General features: G+C 64.5%; 17 protein-coding genes. 8 read left to right on the top strand and 9 right to left on the bottom strand.

Annotated elements, in window-relative coordinates:
• A partial coding sequence (locus tag ACM9NP_RS09575; protein ID WP_415646278.1) for a hypothetical protein occupies nt 1-234 on the bottom strand: 234 nt, incomplete at its 3' end.
• A gap of 426 nt (nt 235-660) precedes the next feature.
• A complete protein-coding gene (locus ACM9NP_RS09570; protein WP_415646277.1) occupies nt 661-1,158 on the bottom strand; it encodes a hypothetical protein in 498 nt (165 codons plus the stop codon).
• Between the two features lie 292 nt (nt 1,159-1,450).
• Here ACM9NP_RS09570 and ACM9NP_RS09565 point away from each other — a divergent pair, with 292 nt between their 5' ends.
• Nucleotides 1,451-2,542, top strand: a complete 1,092-nt coding sequence (locus tag ACM9NP_RS09565; RefSeq protein ID WP_415646276.1) for a GNAT family N-acetyltransferase — start codon at nt 1,451-1,453, stop codon at nt 2,540-2,542.
• A gap of 13 nt (nt 2,543-2,555) precedes the next feature.
• Here ACM9NP_RS09565 and ACM9NP_RS09560 read toward each other — a convergent pair whose 3' ends face one another.
• Nucleotides 2,556-3,281 carry a hypothetical protein gene (locus ACM9NP_RS09560; protein ID WP_415646275.1) on the bottom strand — a complete coding sequence of 242 codons (726 nt, stop codon included), beginning with the start codon at nt 3,279-3,281 and terminating at the stop codon, nt 2,556-2,558.
• Between the two features lie 847 nt (nt 3,282-4,128).
• The gene (locus ACM9NP_RS09555) at nt 4,129-4,656 is read right to left on the bottom strand and encodes a hypothetical protein (protein WP_415646274.1); all 528 of its coding nucleotides are present in this window, start codon (nt 4,654-4,656) and stop codon (nt 4,129-4,131) included.
• Between the two features lie 646 nt (nt 4,657-5,302).
• Between ACM9NP_RS09555 and ACM9NP_RS09550 the strand changes: the two genes are divergently transcribed.
• The 7 genes from ACM9NP_RS09550 (at nt 5,303) to ACM9NP_RS09520 (ending at nt 13,688) form a co-directional block, all read left to right on the top strand.
• On the top strand, nt 5,303-6,445 hold the full coding sequence (locus ACM9NP_RS09550) for an ROK family protein (RefSeq protein WP_415646273.1): 1,143 nt from the start codon (nt 5,303-5,305) through the stop codon (nt 6,443-6,445).
• A 71-nt stretch (nt 6,446-6,516) separates the two neighbouring features.
• Complete coding sequence (locus tag ACM9NP_RS09545; protein WP_415646272.1) at nt 6,517-7,569, top strand: extracellular solute-binding protein; 1,053 nt, start codon at nt 6,517-6,519, stop codon at nt 7,567-7,569.
• 57 nt (nt 7,570-7,626) lie between these two features.
• Nucleotides 7,627-8,703, top strand: a complete 1,077-nt coding sequence (locus tag ACM9NP_RS09540; RefSeq protein ID WP_415646271.1) for an ABC transporter ATP-binding protein — start codon at nt 7,627-7,629, stop codon at nt 8,701-8,703.
• A complete protein-coding gene (locus tag ACM9NP_RS09535) occupies nt 8,700-10,427 on the top strand; it encodes an ABC transporter permease (RefSeq protein WP_415646270.1) in 1,728 nt (575 codons plus the stop codon). Before ACM9NP_RS09540 ends, ACM9NP_RS09535 begins: the two co-directional genes overlap by 4 nt.
• Nucleotides 10,424-11,245 (top strand): creatininase family protein, encoded by an 822-nt coding sequence (locus ACM9NP_RS09530; RefSeq protein ID WP_415646269.1) that lies wholly within the window; start codon nt 10,424-10,426, stop codon nt 11,243-11,245. The genes ACM9NP_RS09535 and ACM9NP_RS09530 overlap by 4 nt, the downstream gene beginning before the upstream one ends.
• Nucleotides 11,242-12,702, top strand: a complete 1,461-nt coding sequence (locus ACM9NP_RS09525; protein ID WP_415646268.1) for a lyase family protein — start codon at nt 11,242-11,244, stop codon at nt 12,700-12,702. Before ACM9NP_RS09530 ends, ACM9NP_RS09525 begins: the two co-directional genes overlap by 4 nt.
• Complete coding sequence (locus tag ACM9NP_RS09520) at nt 12,699-13,688, top strand: ROK family protein (RefSeq protein ID WP_415646267.1); 990 nt, start codon at nt 12,699-12,701, stop codon at nt 13,686-13,688. The genes ACM9NP_RS09525 and ACM9NP_RS09520 overlap by 4 nt, the downstream gene beginning before the upstream one ends.
• A gap of 300 nt (nt 13,689-13,988) precedes the next feature.
• Here ACM9NP_RS09520 and ACM9NP_RS09515 read toward each other — a convergent pair whose 3' ends face one another.
• The 5 genes from ACM9NP_RS09515 to ACM9NP_RS09495 all read right to left on the bottom strand — a co-directional run bounded on the left by ACM9NP_RS09515 (nt 13,989) and on the right by ACM9NP_RS09495 (nt 17,454).
• Nucleotides 13,989-14,666, bottom strand: coding sequence for a hypothetical protein (locus ACM9NP_RS09515; RefSeq protein WP_415646266.1), 678 nt, complete (start codon nt 14,664-14,666; stop codon nt 13,989-13,991).
• A gap of 395 nt (nt 14,667-15,061) precedes the next feature.
• Complete coding sequence (locus ACM9NP_RS09510; protein ID WP_415646265.1) at nt 15,062-15,604, bottom strand: HEAT repeat domain-containing protein; 543 nt, start codon at nt 15,602-15,604, stop codon at nt 15,062-15,064.
• Nucleotides 15,605-15,995: 391 nt separating this feature from the next.
• On the bottom strand, nt 15,996-16,610 hold the full coding sequence (locus ACM9NP_RS09505; RefSeq protein WP_415646264.1) for a hypothetical protein: 615 nt from the start codon (nt 16,608-16,610) through the stop codon (nt 15,996-15,998).
• A gap of 142 nt (nt 16,611-16,752) precedes the next feature.
• Nucleotides 16,753-17,094: a hypothetical protein gene (locus ACM9NP_RS09500; RefSeq protein ID WP_415646263.1), complete on the bottom strand. Its 342-nt coding sequence runs from the start codon at nt 17,092-17,094 to the stop codon at nt 16,753-16,755.
• Between the two features lie 51 nt (nt 17,095-17,145).
• On the bottom strand, nt 17,146-17,454 hold the full coding sequence (locus tag ACM9NP_RS09495; RefSeq protein WP_415646262.1) for a hypothetical protein: 309 nt from the start codon (nt 17,452-17,454) through the stop codon (nt 17,146-17,148).
• Nucleotides 17,455-17,470: the final 16 nt, after the last annotated feature.

Raw genomic sequence — 17,470 nt, 5'->3', positions numbered from 1 at the left:
ATGACCAATCGCCTCATCAATACTGATATCCCACACCTCGAACCCATTACCGAGCTCGCCCACCACCATCAAACCCTCACCCAACAAATAAGCGATCAGTTCCCGTATCGCATCCTCCTTCGGTATGCCCGACTCCTCCGCGTAACATTTAGCTCCGATCATCACATAATCCAACGGAACCCAGTCATAAAGCCCATCAGCAAGAACCTCATTGACTTCATCCTCAAAACTCATAAGACTTAATCCCCTCATTTTCGTTTCGGCAAATGCACTTTACGTTTTATTCCGTCGCCTACGACGATATCGATGGCCACCCCTCCTCCGTAAGGCGACGCAGGTGGTCGTACTCGGAACACTGCCGCTCGTTGCGACCGACGATGCCCGTCTCGACCTCCGGTTTGTCGGTGACACTGAGGACGTTTCCCGCGTCGTCGTACTCGAAAGGCGAGTTCCTGCAACCGGTTCGGCGACACCGACGACCGGCTCACCACCATTCGCGACAATCGACGAGTATCGGCCTCGTACTCGAACGTCTGAAAGACCGAACCCGAGGCCATGAGACTCGCGGCCTTCCCACAAACTGAGGCTTCTTCTCCGAGAATCATCGGCGATCTCAGTGTTGAACTCGGCCGTAGCGACTCCGATCTTGAGATTTCTCGCTCAGATGTCCGTTGGTGTTTTCGATTGCATCAGTGGTTCCGGTGAATTGTCAGTTGTTGCGGGCAAGCGGCTGATGGAGATCAGGTCGGTGGCCGACAACTCCATCGCAGGAAGACTGGCTCGGCCGATCAGCACGGCTTTGAGCAGGCGATGAAAGCCGTCCAGGATAACCGTGCGCCCTTGCCATAGACATAGGTGGATCGGATACGTGAGGTCTGCGAGCAGTGTTCGGGCGTGCTGGCAACTCAGAACATCGGGTGTTGCCATGACATCACGAGGACTCACCGCGAAGTGCCGTCCATATGCCTGCCAGACCGGTAGATCGAGCAACCACTCCAGTTCCCTAACGGACACCATCCGCACGGGTAGGTCCAGTTGCCACAGCAGTTCTAGCCTCCAACCCCCTACAGGCAACGCCTCACGTATCGCTCGCGGTGCGACCGTCTCGAGTTCCTCAATGGGGACGAACGGTGCCGGTTCATGTGGTGCCGGGTTCACATTGGTTCCTGTTCCTGATCAGCGGGGTAGACCACAAGCATTGATCTCAGCAGGTGTGCCGCCACGTGGTTCTTCAGTCGGGAATGTGGTTGTAAAGATACTCAGTGGGACACAGAGCGGCGATGGAATGGTTGCGGTTGCGCCGCCAAGGCGATGACGGCGGTTCACCAGCGACGGTTCCGACTGAAGCCACCTTCGATCCTTGGAAGTCTTGTGGTGCAAGAGATCGAGGACGGCGAAGCCACCAATCTTCGATATTCTGAGCTTTCATCGCCTGTGTTGAAAGGCAACGATGGACGTCAATCAGCTCGCCTCGGCTCTGTCCATACTCTCCGAACCGACGGTCTCCTTCGACGACGGGACCGTCGTCGTCTTCGTCCCGGAAATCGACGACACGCTTATGTGGAGAGTGGCCGATACCAGGCGTGCCACGTCCTATCACGGGCCGACCGGTGATCTGGCCGTTGAGTTCGTCGTCGAGCTCGGAGGCGAGGAGCGGCCCCTCATCTTGACCGACTTCGACGTCGTGTTCATGCCTCATCACGACGGCAAGCTGGACAGCCGTATTCCGGTTGTGATCAATGGGGCTCCGCCGCTCGTGGCGTACTCCGAGATGGAGGACGCCGCCGCCAACTTGCTCCACACCGCGCTCTACGACGACGATATGGATCTCGACATGATCGGCGCCAACCTGATCCTAATAAGACGATTCCTCTTCGGCGCGATGAGCTTCGGTCTGCGCCCGGTTCGGACGATGTCCGGCTGGCTCGGGGCGCTGGGCGCTGTTGACGGAGAGATCGGAATCGGCATGTTCAGATCGGACCCGAGATGGGAGTCCCTCGCGGCTGCCGCCGAAGACCGAGGCACCTCACCGAGGAAGCGGACGTCTCCGTTCGCTGCACGAGAATCCGTCGGCGACGTGCAGATCGCCGATTTCGAGGCGGTCGCGCCCAAACTCACCGCCGTCCGACTGGACGAACAGTATGCATCGCTGTGGCGGCAACACATACCGCTGAGCCCGAAACTCTTCACCGAGATCCTCACGTATCGAGTGCCTGGAGCCTCAGTGGAGGTCACATTGGGCGAAGACGGGAACGGCCAGCTCACGGTCACGGTGATGCGTGGATCGGAACTGTGCGCGGTCGTGGAGATGAGCTTCGCCAAACCCTCCGGCACAATGAATCTGGACGAGGTCCGTGTGGCCGAGGGCTTTCGAGGGTCGGGGCTCTTTCAGAAGCTCAACACGAATGCCGAACAGCTCGCACGCCGCCTCGGATTGTCGCGCATCACTCTTCTCGCAACGGACGTCGGCTCGGTCGCCTTCCCCACCCAGGTGGTCCCCAGAGATGTGGCCATGTATCAGAAGGTGTGGGGCCGAGCCTGACCAAACGCACCGCCTACGGCTTGCGGTCGGGCAACTGAGCTATCAGCTTTCGCCGAAAGACTGCCACCGGCTCGCTTCCGATGGACTGTTCCAGATCCGAGACCATCGCAACACAGCACTCGCGCGTCTTCTGAAGCCGCTCCCGAGCGGCCCGGACGTCCGCCTCCAATCGCTGGTGCTCCGTTGCCGCAACGCTCCGGAGGTCGCGAACCTCCTGCGACTTGGCTTCCCGAATGCACTGCCCCAGAACCACGACATACTCGATCCGGTCCCCATCGAATGCATCGCTTTCCGATGCCAGCCGGAGCACCGATTCGAGAACATCGCCAGGCAGAAAGAACACCGCCGTGCTCGAATGCACCGCTTGAGTGACCTGCTGAGCCCACCGTGACAGCAATCCCGACTTCTCATCGACCAACGGCGCAAGGGTGAGAAAGGCGTTGGCACTGACAGAGCCAAGAAGCGCCCGGGATGCGTCCAAGTCGCGTCTCAGCAACTCCACGGCAACGCTCTGGCTCCGCAGAAGCTCAGGAAGGTGGCCATCCACCCCTTGACCATTCAACCATGCATCGAGTTCGCCCAGGATTCGCTCGCCTCGTACACAGACGTCCAAGAGCTGATCGACTACACCGAACAACCACTGGGCCAGCACCGCGTCCTTGCCGATTTCACGCCGCCGCCGGACGCCGTCCAGCAAACCGACCAGGATCTCAGCGAGCTTTGAGAACATCTCAAACACGAACGGACTCCTTCGAAGTGTCGAGACAGGAGACACTCACAATTCTAATGCGACCGGTCCACACCCCCACCCGTCCAACGACTTGCAAGCCTGACAATCCGCAGTGGACATCGTAACCAGGAAGTTCTTAAGCTGCACTCGACATATCGGCGCTCCTTGTGGAGGACCATGATCGTCTCTCCCATCATCGTTGGCGGTACGACAACGAGACGCGCACAACGGCGACCTTGACACGGAGAGAAACGACGCACCAACCCGGAAATGTGATGTCGGGCGGTGATGACAAGGAGGCGCTGCGGTCGGCATCGGTCCTGTTTGAGCACAGCCTGGAAGGAGCAACACCGTACGACTCCCGGCCGACGTCTCGGCATTCGCGCAACGCACCTATGGGGACTCCCACGTCGAACCCACCGACTAGCAGTCTCCCCTGCCCAGACAAAGACCAGGTTCCGCGCGATCCAGAAGCGGAAGTCAATCGACGCCAAGACGCGAATCGACCGGCCCATAGCGACGGCCCGCATCCCACACTGCGCCACAACCCTCGCTGGCCACCGAGTCACGTACCCTCAACCGAACGGGCTCACAGTGACCAAACTCGACCAACCGAGTCACACTCGAAAAACCCCACGAAGATGCTCTTGGTAAAAACTGCCATTGCTCACCGGTAGACACCCAGGTCAACTCCTCTGCTCCCCGCGCATGGGGATGGTCTTGGGAGGGTGAACGGGAACCCGCAAGTTCAGCAGCAAGGCTCTCGTACAGTCCCCAGTCCCCTCCGAACAAAGCATCCGGTGAGCCGAACCAGAGACAACAGGGGACGCCCAGGCTCGGCCCACATCGCCAACATTCAGCTGGTGCCCGCGCGGTTGCGCCGGTAGTACGAGTAGGTGACGGCCAGCAACAGCGGCGGCCATGCCAGGAACGGCAGGTAACAGGCCACCATGACCACCTGACCCGAAGCGTTCAGGATTCCTGAGAAACCCGCGCCTACTCCCCCGGCGACCATCTGCACACAGACGACCAGGACGAAGAACGCGCCGACACAGGAGGCCGTGACCGCGGCGACCGGATTGACCGGCTTACCACCGATGAAGGGAATCCAGCTCGGCGCCACCTGGCCCCACGGCCGGACAAGCCCCAAAGTCAACAGAGCCGCCGCCTCACCGACGATGCTCAGCAGGAGTATGTAGACGACCTCCGCCACCGGAGTGAAAGTCCATAGCGGATTCAAGGCGCCGATGACGGGCAGATCGAGCACCAGGCCGACGCGCCACAGACTCGACGGCAGCACCACCAAAGGAACCGCGTGCGCCGCCAGTACCGCCCAGCGAGGCGCCGGAAGGAACACTCTCGAACGTTCGATTGTCACAGTCATGCCGTCAAGCTATGCGGCCCTAGCGGCCCGAACGTCACTCCGCCGAGCCAATCACCTCCCCCACGCGAGGGACACAAACGGCAAGAGGCTGCTGCCCACCATGCGACATAGCGAGCACCTTCCCCAGGAAGGCCGCTACAGGAAAGTCGAGAACCGCCCCAAACTGCCCAATATGGTCAACGGTGTCACCGTCGACAGCCAGTCCAACTCGGGCGCAGGACGTCACGGACCCAACGTCCGCAGCGGCGCGGCCGGCGGGGATGTTCCATGACCACGAACCGGAACGTGACGACCGAAATTCTGCTCCCCGCGCACGGGATGTTCTGGACTGCGGATGTGCCAACGTCGGGCACCGGTGCTTCGCCGCGTGATCACCTGAACGAACTCGTCCACATCAGGCTGAACGATCCACGGCCAAATCACCGGCCAGTTTCGTGACGCGCTCATCGACGCAGCCGACTGCGCCATCATGGCGGCCCGCACGCAACGCCTTCCCGCACGACAGTCATGAATCGGGTCCCCCAAGGCATGGCGTTGCGATGTCCCGGCGATGTCGAGGACTTCACCGGTAGTCGGTCCCGGATGTGACTCAGGTCGGCCGATCGTCCGATGCCTCAACTTTCTTCGTACATGATAGAAACAAAGCATGAACCCGGCGACGAAGCCAAGCCCGATCAGCAAATCCCGGTCACGTCAACGACGGCGGGAGGTCGTGATCGACAAGGCGCGCGAACTGCGCGAGTTCTCCCGCGCGTTTCTGGTCGAGGAGACCGGACTCAGCGCCGCGACCGTCTCCCAGGTCATCCGGGAACTCATCGAGGAAGGACTGCTCACCGAGATCGGCGCCGGTCGTTCCCGGGGCGGCCGTCCCGGGACACTCATCCGCTTCGAGGGTGCGGCCGAGCTCGCCGCCGTCGTCGAGACCGACGGGGTCGGCGTCGACATCCACGTCGCCGGGTGGGACGGCGATGTGGTGGCACACCGGACCGCCGTGCTCGACGTCGACCCGGTCGGGCACATCGCCCGGCTCATCGGCGAACTCGGCGTCGAGGTCGCCGGGCGACTGCGCGCCGTCTGCGTCGCCGTCCCCGGAGTCGCCTCCACCACAGGCGAGTTGAGCCTGGCACCGTCTCTGATGTCCATGCGCGGCAAGCCATTGGCGGAACTGCTCCAGTCCGCGACCGGGCTGCCCGTCGTCGTCGACAACGACGTCAACCTCATCATGGTCGGCGAGCACGTCGCGGGCGTCGCCGAGGGCGTCAGCGACATCGCACTCCTGCATGTCGGTCCGACGGGCATCGGCGCGGCCTTCATGCTCGACGGGGCCGTCCGCACCGGCGCCCACGGACACGCCGGCGAGATAGGTTTCCTGCCGCTGACGGCCGGGGCGTTCCAACGCGACGAGGTCGGCGACTTCGAGCGGCGCTGGTCCGCCGATGGCCTGCGGGCACAGGCCCGCGAACGCGGTATCGCGACGGGCGACGACGAGCACCCCCTCGTCGTCCTCCTCGACCGATCGGCCTCCGACCCGGAAGCGGCCAGGCTGTACGACGAGGCCGTCGACTCGTGGGCACGCGCCATCGCCTCCGTCGTCTGCATCGTCGATCCCACCCTCGTCCTGCTCAGTGGCGAACTCACCGCAGCGGGGCGTCCCGGGATCGCTCCGTTGCAGGACCGGCTTCGGCGTTACTGGCCGAAGGAGGTCGTCGTCGACCTGGTCGTCGGCGTCGACGCCCTGAGGCTCGGCGCGGCGCGGCGAGCCTTCGCCGCAGTCGACGCACATCGGTGAGTGCCCTTGACGAACAAGCGATCAAGACACCGAACCCAGCACGACCCCACCATCCAGAAAGGAACCACACCATGCGTCGCAGCAAAGCCGTCGTGACCGGTGCGGTGGTCGCCGCCGTGGCCGTCGCCCTCGCCGGATGCGGCACGAGTGCGCCCAGCGAGGGCGACTCCGGCACCGATTCACTGCTCATCTACACCTCACGGGCCGAACCGATCTCGGAGTACGTCGTCGAGCAGTTCGAGGCGAAGTACCCCGAGTACGCGGGCAAGGTCGAGGTGCTCACCATGGGCGCCGCCGAGATTCCCGAGCGCGTCCGCGCCGAGAAGGAGAATCCACAGGCGAGCCTGTGGTGGGGCGGCACCCAGCAGGCACTGAGCCTGGGCGCCGACGACGGTCTCCTGGAGGCCTGGTCAGACCCGTCGTTCAAGGACCAGATCGACCCGATGTACCGGGACGCCGACGACCGCTGGTTCGCGGAGTACCAGTTGCCGCAGGTGATCGTCTACAACAACGAGGTCCTCGACGCCGACAGCGCGCCGCAGGACTGGGACGACCTGATCGACCCCGAGTGGCGCGACAAGATCATCATCCGCGACGTCGCCGCCAGTGGCGGCATGCGGTCCATCTGGGACGCCATGATCCTCCGCGAGTCTCCCGACGGCTCCGACCCACAGCCCGGTTACGACTACCTGACCGCGCTCGACGCCAACACCACCACCTACGCCGCCGACCCGGCCGACCTGTACCTCCAGCTCAGCCGCCAGTCCGGCGTCGTCAGTCTCTGGAATCTCCAGGACACGCTGATCCAGATCGAACAGAACAACATGCCGTTCGACTTCCTCATCCCGTCCTCCGGCACGCCGGTGCTCGTCGACGGTCTCGGGATCGTCGCCGACGGCCCCAACACCGACGGCGGCAAGCTCTTCGCCGAGTTCCTGTACGACGTCGAGCTGCGGTCCACGCTGGCCGAGGATTACTTCCAGATCCCGGTCACCGAGATCAAAGCCCAGCCGAGCTGGCTGGCCGACCTCGACATCGTCCCGCTCGACGTGGACTGGGCGATCGCGGCCGAGCACGAGGCCGAATGGGTCGACCACTGGCTGAACAACATCAAGAACAAGTGATCACCCCGGGGAGGGCCACCCCAGCCCTCCCCAGAACCACCATCGAAGGACCCCTCCATGACCGAGATCCGCCTCGTCGAGATCACGAAGCGCTTCACCCGCCGGGCTGACTCCGCCGTAGTCCGCGACGTCGACCTGACCGTCGCCAGCGGCGAGTTCTTCACCCTGCTCGGGCCGAGCGGGTGCGGCAAGACCACGACCCTGCGCATGGTCGCCGGGTTCTACTACCCGAGCTCGGGCAAGCTGTACTTCGACGACGACGAGGTGACCCGGCGTCCGGTGCATCGCCGCGGGACCGGCATGGTCTTCCAGAACTACGCGCTGTTCCCGCACCTCAACGTCACCGAGAACGTCGCCTACGGACTCAAGGTCCGCAGGATCGGCGCCGCCGCCCGTCGGGAGCGGATCGTCGAGGCGCTCGCCCAGGTCCACCTCAACGGGTACGAGAAGCGCCGCATCGATCAGCTCTCCGGCGGTCAACAGCAGCGGGTCGCGCTCGCCAGGGCGCTGGTCATCCGGCCGCGGGTGCTGCTGCTCGACGAACCGCTGTCCAATCTCGACGCGAAGCTCCGCGAGGAGACCCGGCGCGAGATCCGGCGCATCCAGGTCGAGGCCGGCACGACGACGCTGTACGTGACGCACGATCAGGCGGAGGCGATGGCGGTGTCCGACCGTATCGCCGTCATGGAGGCCGGCCGGGTCCACCAGGTCGGCACGCCGAAGGAGATCTACCACGAGCCGCGCACCGCGTTCGTGGCCCGCTTCATCGGAAACAGCAACGTTCTCGACGCCGCGGCCGTCGGCGGCGACGACCGCCGGCCGGTCGTCGCGCTGCGGTCCGGCGACGCGACCGTCGAGATCGAGACGGCGCTGCCTGCGCACGTCGACCCGGCCGGCGGGATCCGGCTGGCGATCCGCCCCGAACACCTGACGCTCGCCGCGCCCGGCACCGCCGGCGCGCTACCGGCTACGGTCACCGCCGTCGAGTTCACCGGTCTCACCACCACCGTCACCGCCACGCTGGGCAACGCCGTCGTCACCGTCGCACTGGTCGACGCCGCGAGCGCCCCGGCCGTCGGCGAGACGGTCGGCGTCGTCCCGGACGCCGCCCGGGTCCGGGCGGTGGCGGAATGACGGCGGCGGCGCCGCCCGCGCGTCGCGGGCTGAGGGAGCGTATCGGCGACATCTCCTCGTCGCGGGCCTTCCCGTACCTGTTGAGCATCCCGCTGGTCATCGTCCTGTGGGGATTCATCGTCGCGCCGATGCTGCAGACGGCGGGTGTCAGCGGACTGGGCGACGGCGCGGCCGCCAACTACGGCCAGTTCCTCAATCCCGACGGCGTGGCCATGGAGGCGGTGCTCACCTCGATCGGCATCGCACTGGCGAGTGTGGTGTGCTGCGCGGTCGTCGGTACCGCGATGGCGTTCCTGTTGGCGCGCTTCGACTTCCCGGGGCGTCGGCTCATCGAGGCCATCATCCTCATTCCGAGTGCGCTGCCGCCGCTCATCGGCGCGGTCGCGTTCCAGATGCTGTACAGCAACATCGGCATCGTGCCGCGCTGGCTGCAATCGGTGCTGGGCACCGATTCCCCGGTGCTGCCGGCGACCGGGATCGTCGGGGTGCTGGTCGTCCACACCTTCACCATGTACCCGTTCTTCTACCTGGCGGTGTCGGCGTCGCTCGTCGGCATGGACACGTCCATAGAGGAGGCGGCGGCGAATCTCGGTTCCGGGCGACTGCGGACGCTGCGCACCGTCACCCTGCCGATGCTGACACCGGCGCTGGTGTCCGGTTCGCTCATCGTGTTCATGGTCTCGATGGCTTCGTACACCGCGCCCCTGTTGTTCAACGTGGACAGCATGATGACGATGCAGATCGTCCTCAACCGGACCAACGGGAACCTGCCGATGTCGGCGACCTACTCGTCGATGCTGGCCATCATCTCGCTGGTGTTCCTGCTCGGGATGCGTTGGTACGAGGGGCGTCGCAGCTTCCGCTCGATGTCGAAGGGCGTCGCCCACCATCGCCGCGAGGTACGCACCGCGGTCGGGCGCTGGACGGCGTTCGCCGGCAGCATTCTGGCCACCGTCGTCCTGCTCGCCCCCGTCGCGACGATCGCGCTGGTCGCGTTCTCCCAGAACGGATCCTGGACCAGCCAGATCATCCCGTCGGCGTACACCTTCCAGAACTTCGTGGACCTGTTCGGGGACGAACGGACCTTCCGGCCCATCGCCAACTCGCTGTCGATGAGCGCTGTCGCGACGGCCGCCAGCATCGTCATCGGCGTGCTCGCCGCCTATCTGACCCGGCGCTACCGTTTCGTCGGTCGCGGGCTGCTCGACCTCGCGGTGATGCTGCCGTGGGCGCTGCCCGGCACCGTCGTCGCCGTCAACCTGATCAGCGCCTTCAGTCAGGCCAACGTCTTCAGCTTCGGCAATGTCCTCGTCGGTACCTTCTGGATCCTGCCGCTGGCGTACTTCGTCCGGTTCATGCCACTGGTGTTCCGCTCCACCAACGCCTCGCTCGCGCAGATGGACCCGGCGCTGGAAGAGGCCGCCCGCAGTCTGGGATCCGGTTGGCTGCGGACGTTCCGCACCGTGACGCTGCCGGTCATCCACCGAGGAATCCTCGCCGGCGCGCTGCTCGCGTTCGTCAACGGCGTCGGCGAGTTCGTGGCGAGCGTCCTCATCTACACCAAGGCCACCCAACCGATCTCGGTGGCGATCAGCAACCGGCTCTACTCGTTCGACATGGGCACCGCCGCCGCGTACGGCATGCTCCAGGTGGCGTTGATCTTCGTCATCATGCTCGTCACCCGGCGCCTGGAGTCGCGGGGCGGGAGGGAGAGGCAAACATGACCGTCATCCCGATCAGGCGCGTCACCGGCGCCGACGTCGCCGACGTGGTCGCGTCCGCCGACTTCGCGGTGCTGCCGGTCGGTGCCATCGAATGGCACGGACCGCACCTGCCGCTCGGCACCGACACCATCCTCGCCGACGGCTTCGCCGACGCGCTGGACGGCGGCGACTGGACGGCCGTGCGGTACCCGACGGTCAGCCTCACCGCGGTGCCGGGCCAGACTAGGCACTACCCGGGCACCGTCGCCGTGCGGCCGGACACCATGGTCGACTATCTGAGCCAGGTGCTGCTCGGCATCGCGCGCAACGGATTCCGTCGCGTCCTCGTCCTCAACGCCCACGACGCGAACATGTCCACGGCACGCGCGGCGATGGAATGGGTCTCCGGCGAGCTACCGGTGAGCATCCTGCTGGCGAACTGGTTCCAACTCGTCCCCTGGACCGAGACCGCCGAGATCCTCGGGCCCGGACCGGCCCGCGGGCACGGCGGCGCGTTCGAGACGGCCGGAGTGCTGGCTTTCGACCCCGAGACGGTCCGCCTGGACGGCGTCGACGACCTCCCGCCGCGGCCCCGTCTCCAGACCGCCGACCATGTCCTCGTCGAGTCGCACCCGGCGCCGTGGCAGGGCTGGTCGGGCAGGTTGTCGATGGTGACGCAGGACGGCGCCGACGAGATCCGCCGACGCGCCGAACGCCAATTGCACGCCCTCGTCGCCGAATGGCTTGCCCGCCCCGAACCCGAGTCGCCGACCACCGGTGTGCCCGGGCCGCACGAGTTGGAACGCCCCGCGACCCGGGGCCGTCGAGAGAACGGATGACCATGCTCAGCGTCTACCAACGCAATCACCTGCTGCCGACATACCACCACCACGGGCCGCGCCTCTACCCGCCGATGGTCGAGGCCAGCCGGGCCCACGTCGTGATGCTCTCCGAGTGCGGGGTGCTGCCGGCCGAGCGTGCCGCCTCGCTGCTGGCGGCGCTCGACCGGCTCCGGAGCCGCCCCGTCGAGCTGCCCGAGTACGACGGCACTTTCGAGGACGTCTATTTCGCGCTGGAACGCAACCTGGCCGCCGAGGCCGGCATCTCGCAGTCCGATTTGGACGTGCAGCTGGCGCGCAGCCGCAACGACCTCGACGCCGGCGTCTTCCGGATGATCCTGCGCGACGAGATCGCCGCCATCCTCGGTGAGCTCCTCGCCGCCGCCGACTCGGTGCTCGACGCCGCGGAGCGCGGCAGCGCCACGACCGTCCTGGCGTACACCCACCGCCGGCCCGCCCAACCCACCACCATCGGGCACGTACTCGCCGGTTACGCCGACGCGCTGCGCGGCCAGGCCGCCGCCTACCTCGCGGTGCTCGACGAACTCAACAGCTCGCCACTCGGTGCCGCCGTCATCGCCGGGACCGACCTGCCGATCTCGTCGGCGCGGGTCGCCGACCTGCTCGGTTTCGCCGACGTCGTACCCAACGCGTACTCGGCCGTCGCCGGGGCCGACCACTTCACGGGTGTCGTCTCCGCCAACGCCCGGACCCTCGCCACCGGCGCCCGGGTCGCCCGAGTCCTCCAGGAGTGGATGGCCTTCGGTTGGATCGCCGTCCCCGACGAGTTCTGCCAGGGCAGCAGCGCCATGCCGCAAAAGCGCAATCCCGTTGTGCTGGAACACATGGCATCCATGGCGATCGCAGCGGTCGCCGACCAGACCGCGGTGGTCGGCGGCATCGCCGCCGCCTGGTGGGAGGACTCCAACAACGCCACCACCGACATCCAGACCCGACTGTGGGAGTCCAACGATCGCGCGCTCCGCTTCCTGCGCATGATGGACCGGCTCTTCCAGGTCGTCGAACCCGCATCGCCGCCCGACGACGTCACGATGGTCGCCGCCGGGGCCACCTCCACCGCCGCCGCCGACGCGCTGTCGATGGGCGGGGTCCCGTTCCGTGCGGCCCACGGTCTGCTCGCCGCGCTGTTGGCGAAACAACCGCCGGCGACCTGGGACGCCGAGCTCGTCACCGCGACCGCCGCCGAGCGAGATCTCACGATCGCGCCGGAACTCGTCGACGCGATGCTGCACGCGTCGCTGTCGCCCCGGGCCGTTCTCGACCGGCCGCAGCCAGAGGGACCCGGCACCGCCGCCGTCGCGGGCCAGATCGCCGGACTCCGCGAGTCCTTCGCCGGGCACCGGGCGCGACTGGACGCGTTCCTCGACGGACAGCGCGCCGCCGCCTCCCGACTCGACGCGGCGGTTCGCGAGCGCATCGAGGAGGCCGACGCGTGAACGGTGCCGACCGGCGCGTCGCCATGTGCGGCGCCGAGATGGCGTGTCCGGTCCCCGATCCTCACCCCCGGCCCGAGAAGGTCGAAGACACAGCGGGCCCGGAACCGTCGACCGGTCCGCTCGTCGGTATCGACGTCGGCGGCACCAAGGTCGACATCGCGATCCTCGTCGACGGGGAACGGCGAACTCGCCGCATCCCGACGGAGGCCGACCGCGGCGCGGCCCACGTCGTGGACCGGGCACTGTCGACGGCCGCCGCTTTGGCGGACGGTGCCGTCGCGGCCGTGGGAGTCGCGGTGCCCGGCGCGGTCGGTAACGGCGTGATCCGGCTCGCCGACAACGTTCCGGGGCTCGACGAACTCGACCTGCCATCCCTAGTGGAGGATGTCTTTCCTGGCGCGCCGCTGGCCCTGGTCAACGACCTCAACGCCGCCGCTGCCGCCCAACTGGCCGCCGGTGTCGTTCCGAGACAGGGCGTCGGCCTCGTCGTCGGGCTCGGCACCGGCACCGCCGCTGGCATCGTCGTCGACGGGGTGCTGCGGCCCGGCGCCCGCGGCGCGGCGGGCGAGATCGGCTACAGCCGGGTCCCCGCCGGGGACGCCGACGGGGCACTGGTGCGGCTGGAGGAGTTCGCCGGGGGCCGCGCCTTCGATCGACTCGCCGCCTCGGTTGGTTTGACCGGGGCCCAGGAGCTCCTCGACCGGGCCAAGGTCGATCCCGAGGTCGCCGCCGTGGTGCTGCCCCGTCTCGACGCCGTGGGCCGGGCCATCACGTTCTGCCAGCACGTCCTCGACGCCGATGCGGTGGTGGTCTTCGGCGGCCTGTCGGCCCATCCACTGTTGCGTGCCCGCGTCGAGAAGGCGCTCAACGACGAACTGGCCGACCCGCCGGCCATCCGCTGGCTTCCCCCGGACCGCAACGCCTCCCTGGACGGCGCGCTGCACCACGCGGCACTGGCGGCACGGTCACGACCGGTCTCCGCCTGAGTCTCCGGCGCCGCCATCAGCCTCCGATGAGGACGGACAGCGGCGGCCCGGCATCGGAATACTGGTGCCGGGCCGGAGTTCGCCCGGACGGGGGCAGAACAACCCCCTCGCCGACGCCGCGCGCTCAGTGATTCACGTTCAACCTCGAGGCGACGCTGCTCCTCGTCCGTGGGCCGACCATGAACGCCGTCTTCCATCCCCAAGCGACACCCTGCCAGCTCACGACCCGCGCAGTGGTGCCTCACCGCTCTGGTTAAGGATCACTGAAACGTTGCGCCCCTGACCGAATCAGCGCCAGCGTCATGACCGCCGCGCCACTAGCTTCTGCATGCGACGGACCTCGGCGATCAACCGCGGTACGGCATCGCGCACCATCACGATGAACTCTGCGTTCTCACGCCATCGCCCATCGCTCGAGTCCACGTAACGAGGGTTCTGCACCAGGGTCGCGGCGACGATTTCGCCACCATCGAAGTCCGGCCACCGATCACCCCAACCAGTATCGGGAACAGTACTCACGGCGACTAGGCGTTTTCCGCGATCGTCGGCGAGTTCCCGCACGTACCATGGGCCCGGAGTCGCCCTCGCGCACACGCCTTCCAGCTCGTCAAGCTCCGAATCGTCCATGTGTCCTCCGATCCCCGAATCGACTCTCGACAAGACATCATCATGGTGAACGGACTGTTCCAACAACGAAGCCCTCAATCGACGGATCTCATCAATGAGCCGTGGAAAATCCTCTCGCGCGACCTCGATGAATCCAGCGTTCTCGTCCCATCGTTCATCCGTCACTTCGACGAACCGGGGCTGCTGCACCAACGCCGCGGCGATGATCTCACCATGATAAAAGTCCGGCCACCGCTCTTGACGACCAGTGTCAGGCGTACTGCTGATCACCAATAGATTCATCGCCCTGGCATCGTCAAGAGACCGGACATGCCATTGGCCAGTGGTTGCAGCCATATACACACGTTCCATATTGCTAAGGTCAGACTCGTCCATAAATCTTCGTAGTCTCTTTTCGTTAACCTAGCGCCATCAACACTTCAGACCGGAGCCCAACCCAGCTCTCGGGTAGATCTGAAGGACAAACAGTCATAGAAGCTCGTTCTTTAGATACCGACAGGACCGCAGGGTAAGCCGTCGACGTCGCCTTGAACCGCCATTGTCATCCCGGAACAAGTCTTCGCAGCCCTGTCACAGAACTCGGTATCGTTGATTCGCAACTCGACTTTGTTCTGCCCTAGGGTTACTGTCGACATCGGTCGTCACATCGACCATCTCACGGTCGACCTTGTTGTTCTCGTCGCCGGTACGCGGCAACACCGTCACCAGCTGAGTGCTGACCTCACCCGTCTTCGGGTCACATAAGGCTATTCAGACCAGCCAAGCATTTCATCTTCATCAAATCCAAGCTCATCCTCGATCTGAAGTTCGACCGCCGCATGCCATCTAAGAACCTTCGGCCAAGGCTCCTTAGTCATCGCTACAAGATACTCACGCGCATCGTGCGTTCCGATATCCCCGAGCGATCCGATGATCTTCTGGATCAGCCAGTACGAAGGGCCATCCGTCAAGATCGTCCGTTCCGCCAAGTTGGTCAGGCAGTCAACGGCGTCCACTTCACGGAGATCCCCAAGGATACATACATAATCCTCTCGATTAACCTGCTCAATATCTGAGCAAAGAATCTCTACGAGAACATCGCCCAAACCTTCGGCCTTCACAGCAGCAGCCACGAGAACGAACTTATCAACCCTACGCCATGCGCGATCACGAATCGCATCGCGAATCCACGAAATGATCCGAGCATGTATCTCGGGGAACTGCTCAACCAAGGATGCAATGTCACGATCTTTGGGATACTCCGATGCCATGGTCTCGAATTTTTCAACTCGAAACTCTTCATTCTTCATCCTGGTTCAGATGTGCTGGGGTTCAAACAATCGAGGTTCGAGGTCGTGTAGTTCTGGCGTGGATTGTGACCGGGTGTGGGCATGGCGCGCAAGCCATCACCTCGCGCGACGGTGATCTGTTGTGGACTTCTGGTGGGTTGCCGGGGTCAGTTCATGACACGGGGGCGGGGATCCGGATGATCCCCGCACACCTGGCCGCCTCGGGTTTGCCAGCCCTAGCAGACAAGGGCTACATCGGACTCGACAACAGATCGTCGGAACGCCGCGGAAGGGCCGGAACAAACCCGGCCCGAAGAAGACCCAGAACCGGATACAAGCGAGACTCCGCGCGCCCGGAGAACGCGGCTTCGCCGAGCTCAAGAAGTGGCAGAATCTAGGACGTTTGCGCTGCTCAACCGACCGAGCCACCACCATCGTCCGCGCCATCACCGCCATCAACCACAGAGGATGAAGAAGGCTTTACGTATCCGCCCATCGGCTGCCATCCCTGTGGGGTCACCAATTTGGGTGAGATCTGAGTGACCTGCAGCCAGGGACCCGAATGAGGATCAGGATCATCCAATGTGACCGCGAAGTGCCGGTCAGGGTACTTGGCCTTCAAACAGCCACTCCAGGAAACGATCAACGCCCTAGCGAGAATGCTTTCCGTATCGAGGTCTGAATCATATGTAACGGGGTAGTTTCGGAACATGTGATGCGGTTCCACTCGATTCCACGAGTTCACCGCTTCTTCCCACGTCCAAACCGCCGACGGACGTCCCGAATCACCACTCATGCCCTTGATGACGTCAGCCCGCATACCTCCGTAATAGCAAACGAACACGGCACCATGGTGGATGAAGGTTTCCGGCCAGAACAACCTGAAGTAGGACAAGGCATCCAGAGCATTCCCCACTTCGCCGTTATAGTCGGTAGCATCGACCGCATCCACCTCCGGATATCCCTCGGCCAGGATCGCCTTCAACTCATCGTTCAGACCATCGGGAATCCCGGGTTCAGCATCCATGTGACGACTCAACTCCTATCTACCGCTGTTTCACGTAGACACCTGTGTGGCAGCAAGAGTTTCAGGCGGGCCATAGCCCAGCCACCTTGCGCTGCCGGTGAAGGCCGCATCAGGTCATCCTTTTTGACGGGTCGATCACACGTCAGACGTCGCAGCTGGGCCACGCTTCGAGGCGTTCAACGGTCTCCGTCAACAGCGCCATAAAGTCCTCCCAGGATATCGCCTCCTCATCGAACCACCTCCACGCACCCGGCAACGGATCCATGATGGACTTCAAAGACTCGCGAAGGCCCGCGAACTGATCAGGACCCGCCGATCGCTCCCGCGCCTCCGCGATCCGCAGCTGGACAGCCGCATAAGCAGCGATACCCCTGCCCGCAATGGCCACACCGTCCCAGCCCAGCCACCTCGAAACATCCAAGTGGTCCCGCTCATCGACCATATCGATCAGAGCCGCAAAAACCGGATCACCATCGATGTTCATAAAACCTCCCTCGCCGATCCCGGACTACCAGCTCAGCCGCGATACAGATCTTCAGTCCTCGAATGGAGGCGGCGTGTAGTCCTCCGGAACACTGTCAGGCCACGCCTCCAGAAACTCGACGATCTCAGTCAACCGCGCGACAAAGTCCTCCCTCGACAACACGCCATCATCGAACGCCTTCCACAGATCCATCAACAGCTCAATCGACAGACCGAGAGCAATGAGCAGAGCGCCCAACCGATACGGATCCGCCGAACGCTTCCCAACGTCCAACGTCCAAACATTGCTGGATGCATATGCTGCAATGCCCCTTCCTGCCAAGGAAACGACATCCCAACCCAGTCGCTCATCAATCAGCATGCGAAAGAATCCCATA

It is taken from the genome of Stackebrandtia soli (genome assembly GCF_965137155.1).
Lineage (GTDB): Bacteria > Actinomycetota > Actinomycetes > Mycobacteriales > Micromonosporaceae > Stackebrandtia > Stackebrandtia soli.
This window is presented reverse-complemented; position numbering and strand designations above follow the sequence as displayed.

What these genes read in the sequence shown, in the direction of transcription:
- ACM9NP_RS09495 (WP_415646262.1), bottom strand. Translation starts at nt 17,454, where the DNA reads ATGCTGATTGATGAGCGACTGGGTTGGGATGTCGTTTCCTTGGCAGGA.
- ACM9NP_RS09505 (WP_415646264.1), bottom strand. Translation starts at nt 16,610, where the DNA reads ATGGATGCTGAACCCGGGATTCCCGATGGTCTGAACGATGAGTTGAAG.
- ACM9NP_RS09530 (WP_415646269.1), top strand. Translation starts at nt 10,424, where the DNA reads ATGACCGTCATCCCGATCAGGCGCGTCACCGGCGCCGACGTCGCCGAC.
- ACM9NP_RS09550 (WP_415646273.1), top strand. Translation starts at nt 5,303, where the DNA reads ATGAACCCGGCGACGAAGCCAAGCCCGATCAGCAAATCCCGGTCACGT.
- ACM9NP_RS09555 (WP_415646274.1), bottom strand. Translation starts at nt 4,656, where the DNA reads ATGACTGTGACAATCGAACGTTCGAGAGTGTTCCTTCCGGCGCCTCGC.
- ACM9NP_RS09540 (WP_415646271.1), top strand. Translation starts at nt 7,627, where the DNA reads ATGACCGAGATCCGCCTCGTCGAGATCACGAAGCGCTTCACCCGCCGG.
- ACM9NP_RS09545 (WP_415646272.1), top strand. Translation starts at nt 6,517, where the DNA reads ATGCGTCGCAGCAAAGCCGTCGTGACCGGTGCGGTGGTCGCCGCCGTG.
- ACM9NP_RS09500 (WP_415646263.1), bottom strand. Translation starts at nt 17,094, where the DNA reads ATGAACATCGATGGTGATCCGGTTTTTGCGGCTCTGATCGATATGGTC.
- ACM9NP_RS09565 (WP_415646276.1), top strand. Translation starts at nt 1,451, where the DNA reads ATGGACGTCAATCAGCTCGCCTCGGCTCTGTCCATACTCTCCGAACCG.
- ACM9NP_RS09535 (WP_415646270.1), top strand. Translation starts at nt 8,700, where the DNA reads ATGACGGCGGCGGCGCCGCCCGCGCGTCGCGGGCTGAGGGAGCGTATC.
- ACM9NP_RS09525 (WP_415646268.1), top strand. Translation starts at nt 11,242, where the DNA reads ATGACCATGCTCAGCGTCTACCAACGCAATCACCTGCTGCCGACATAC.
- ACM9NP_RS09510 (WP_415646265.1), bottom strand. Translation starts at nt 15,604, where the DNA reads ATGAAGAATGAAGAGTTTCGAGTTGAAAAATTCGAGACCATGGCATCG.
- ACM9NP_RS09515 (WP_415646266.1), bottom strand. Translation starts at nt 14,666, where the DNA reads ATGGAACGTGTGTATATGGCTGCAACCACTGGCCAATGGCATGTCCGG.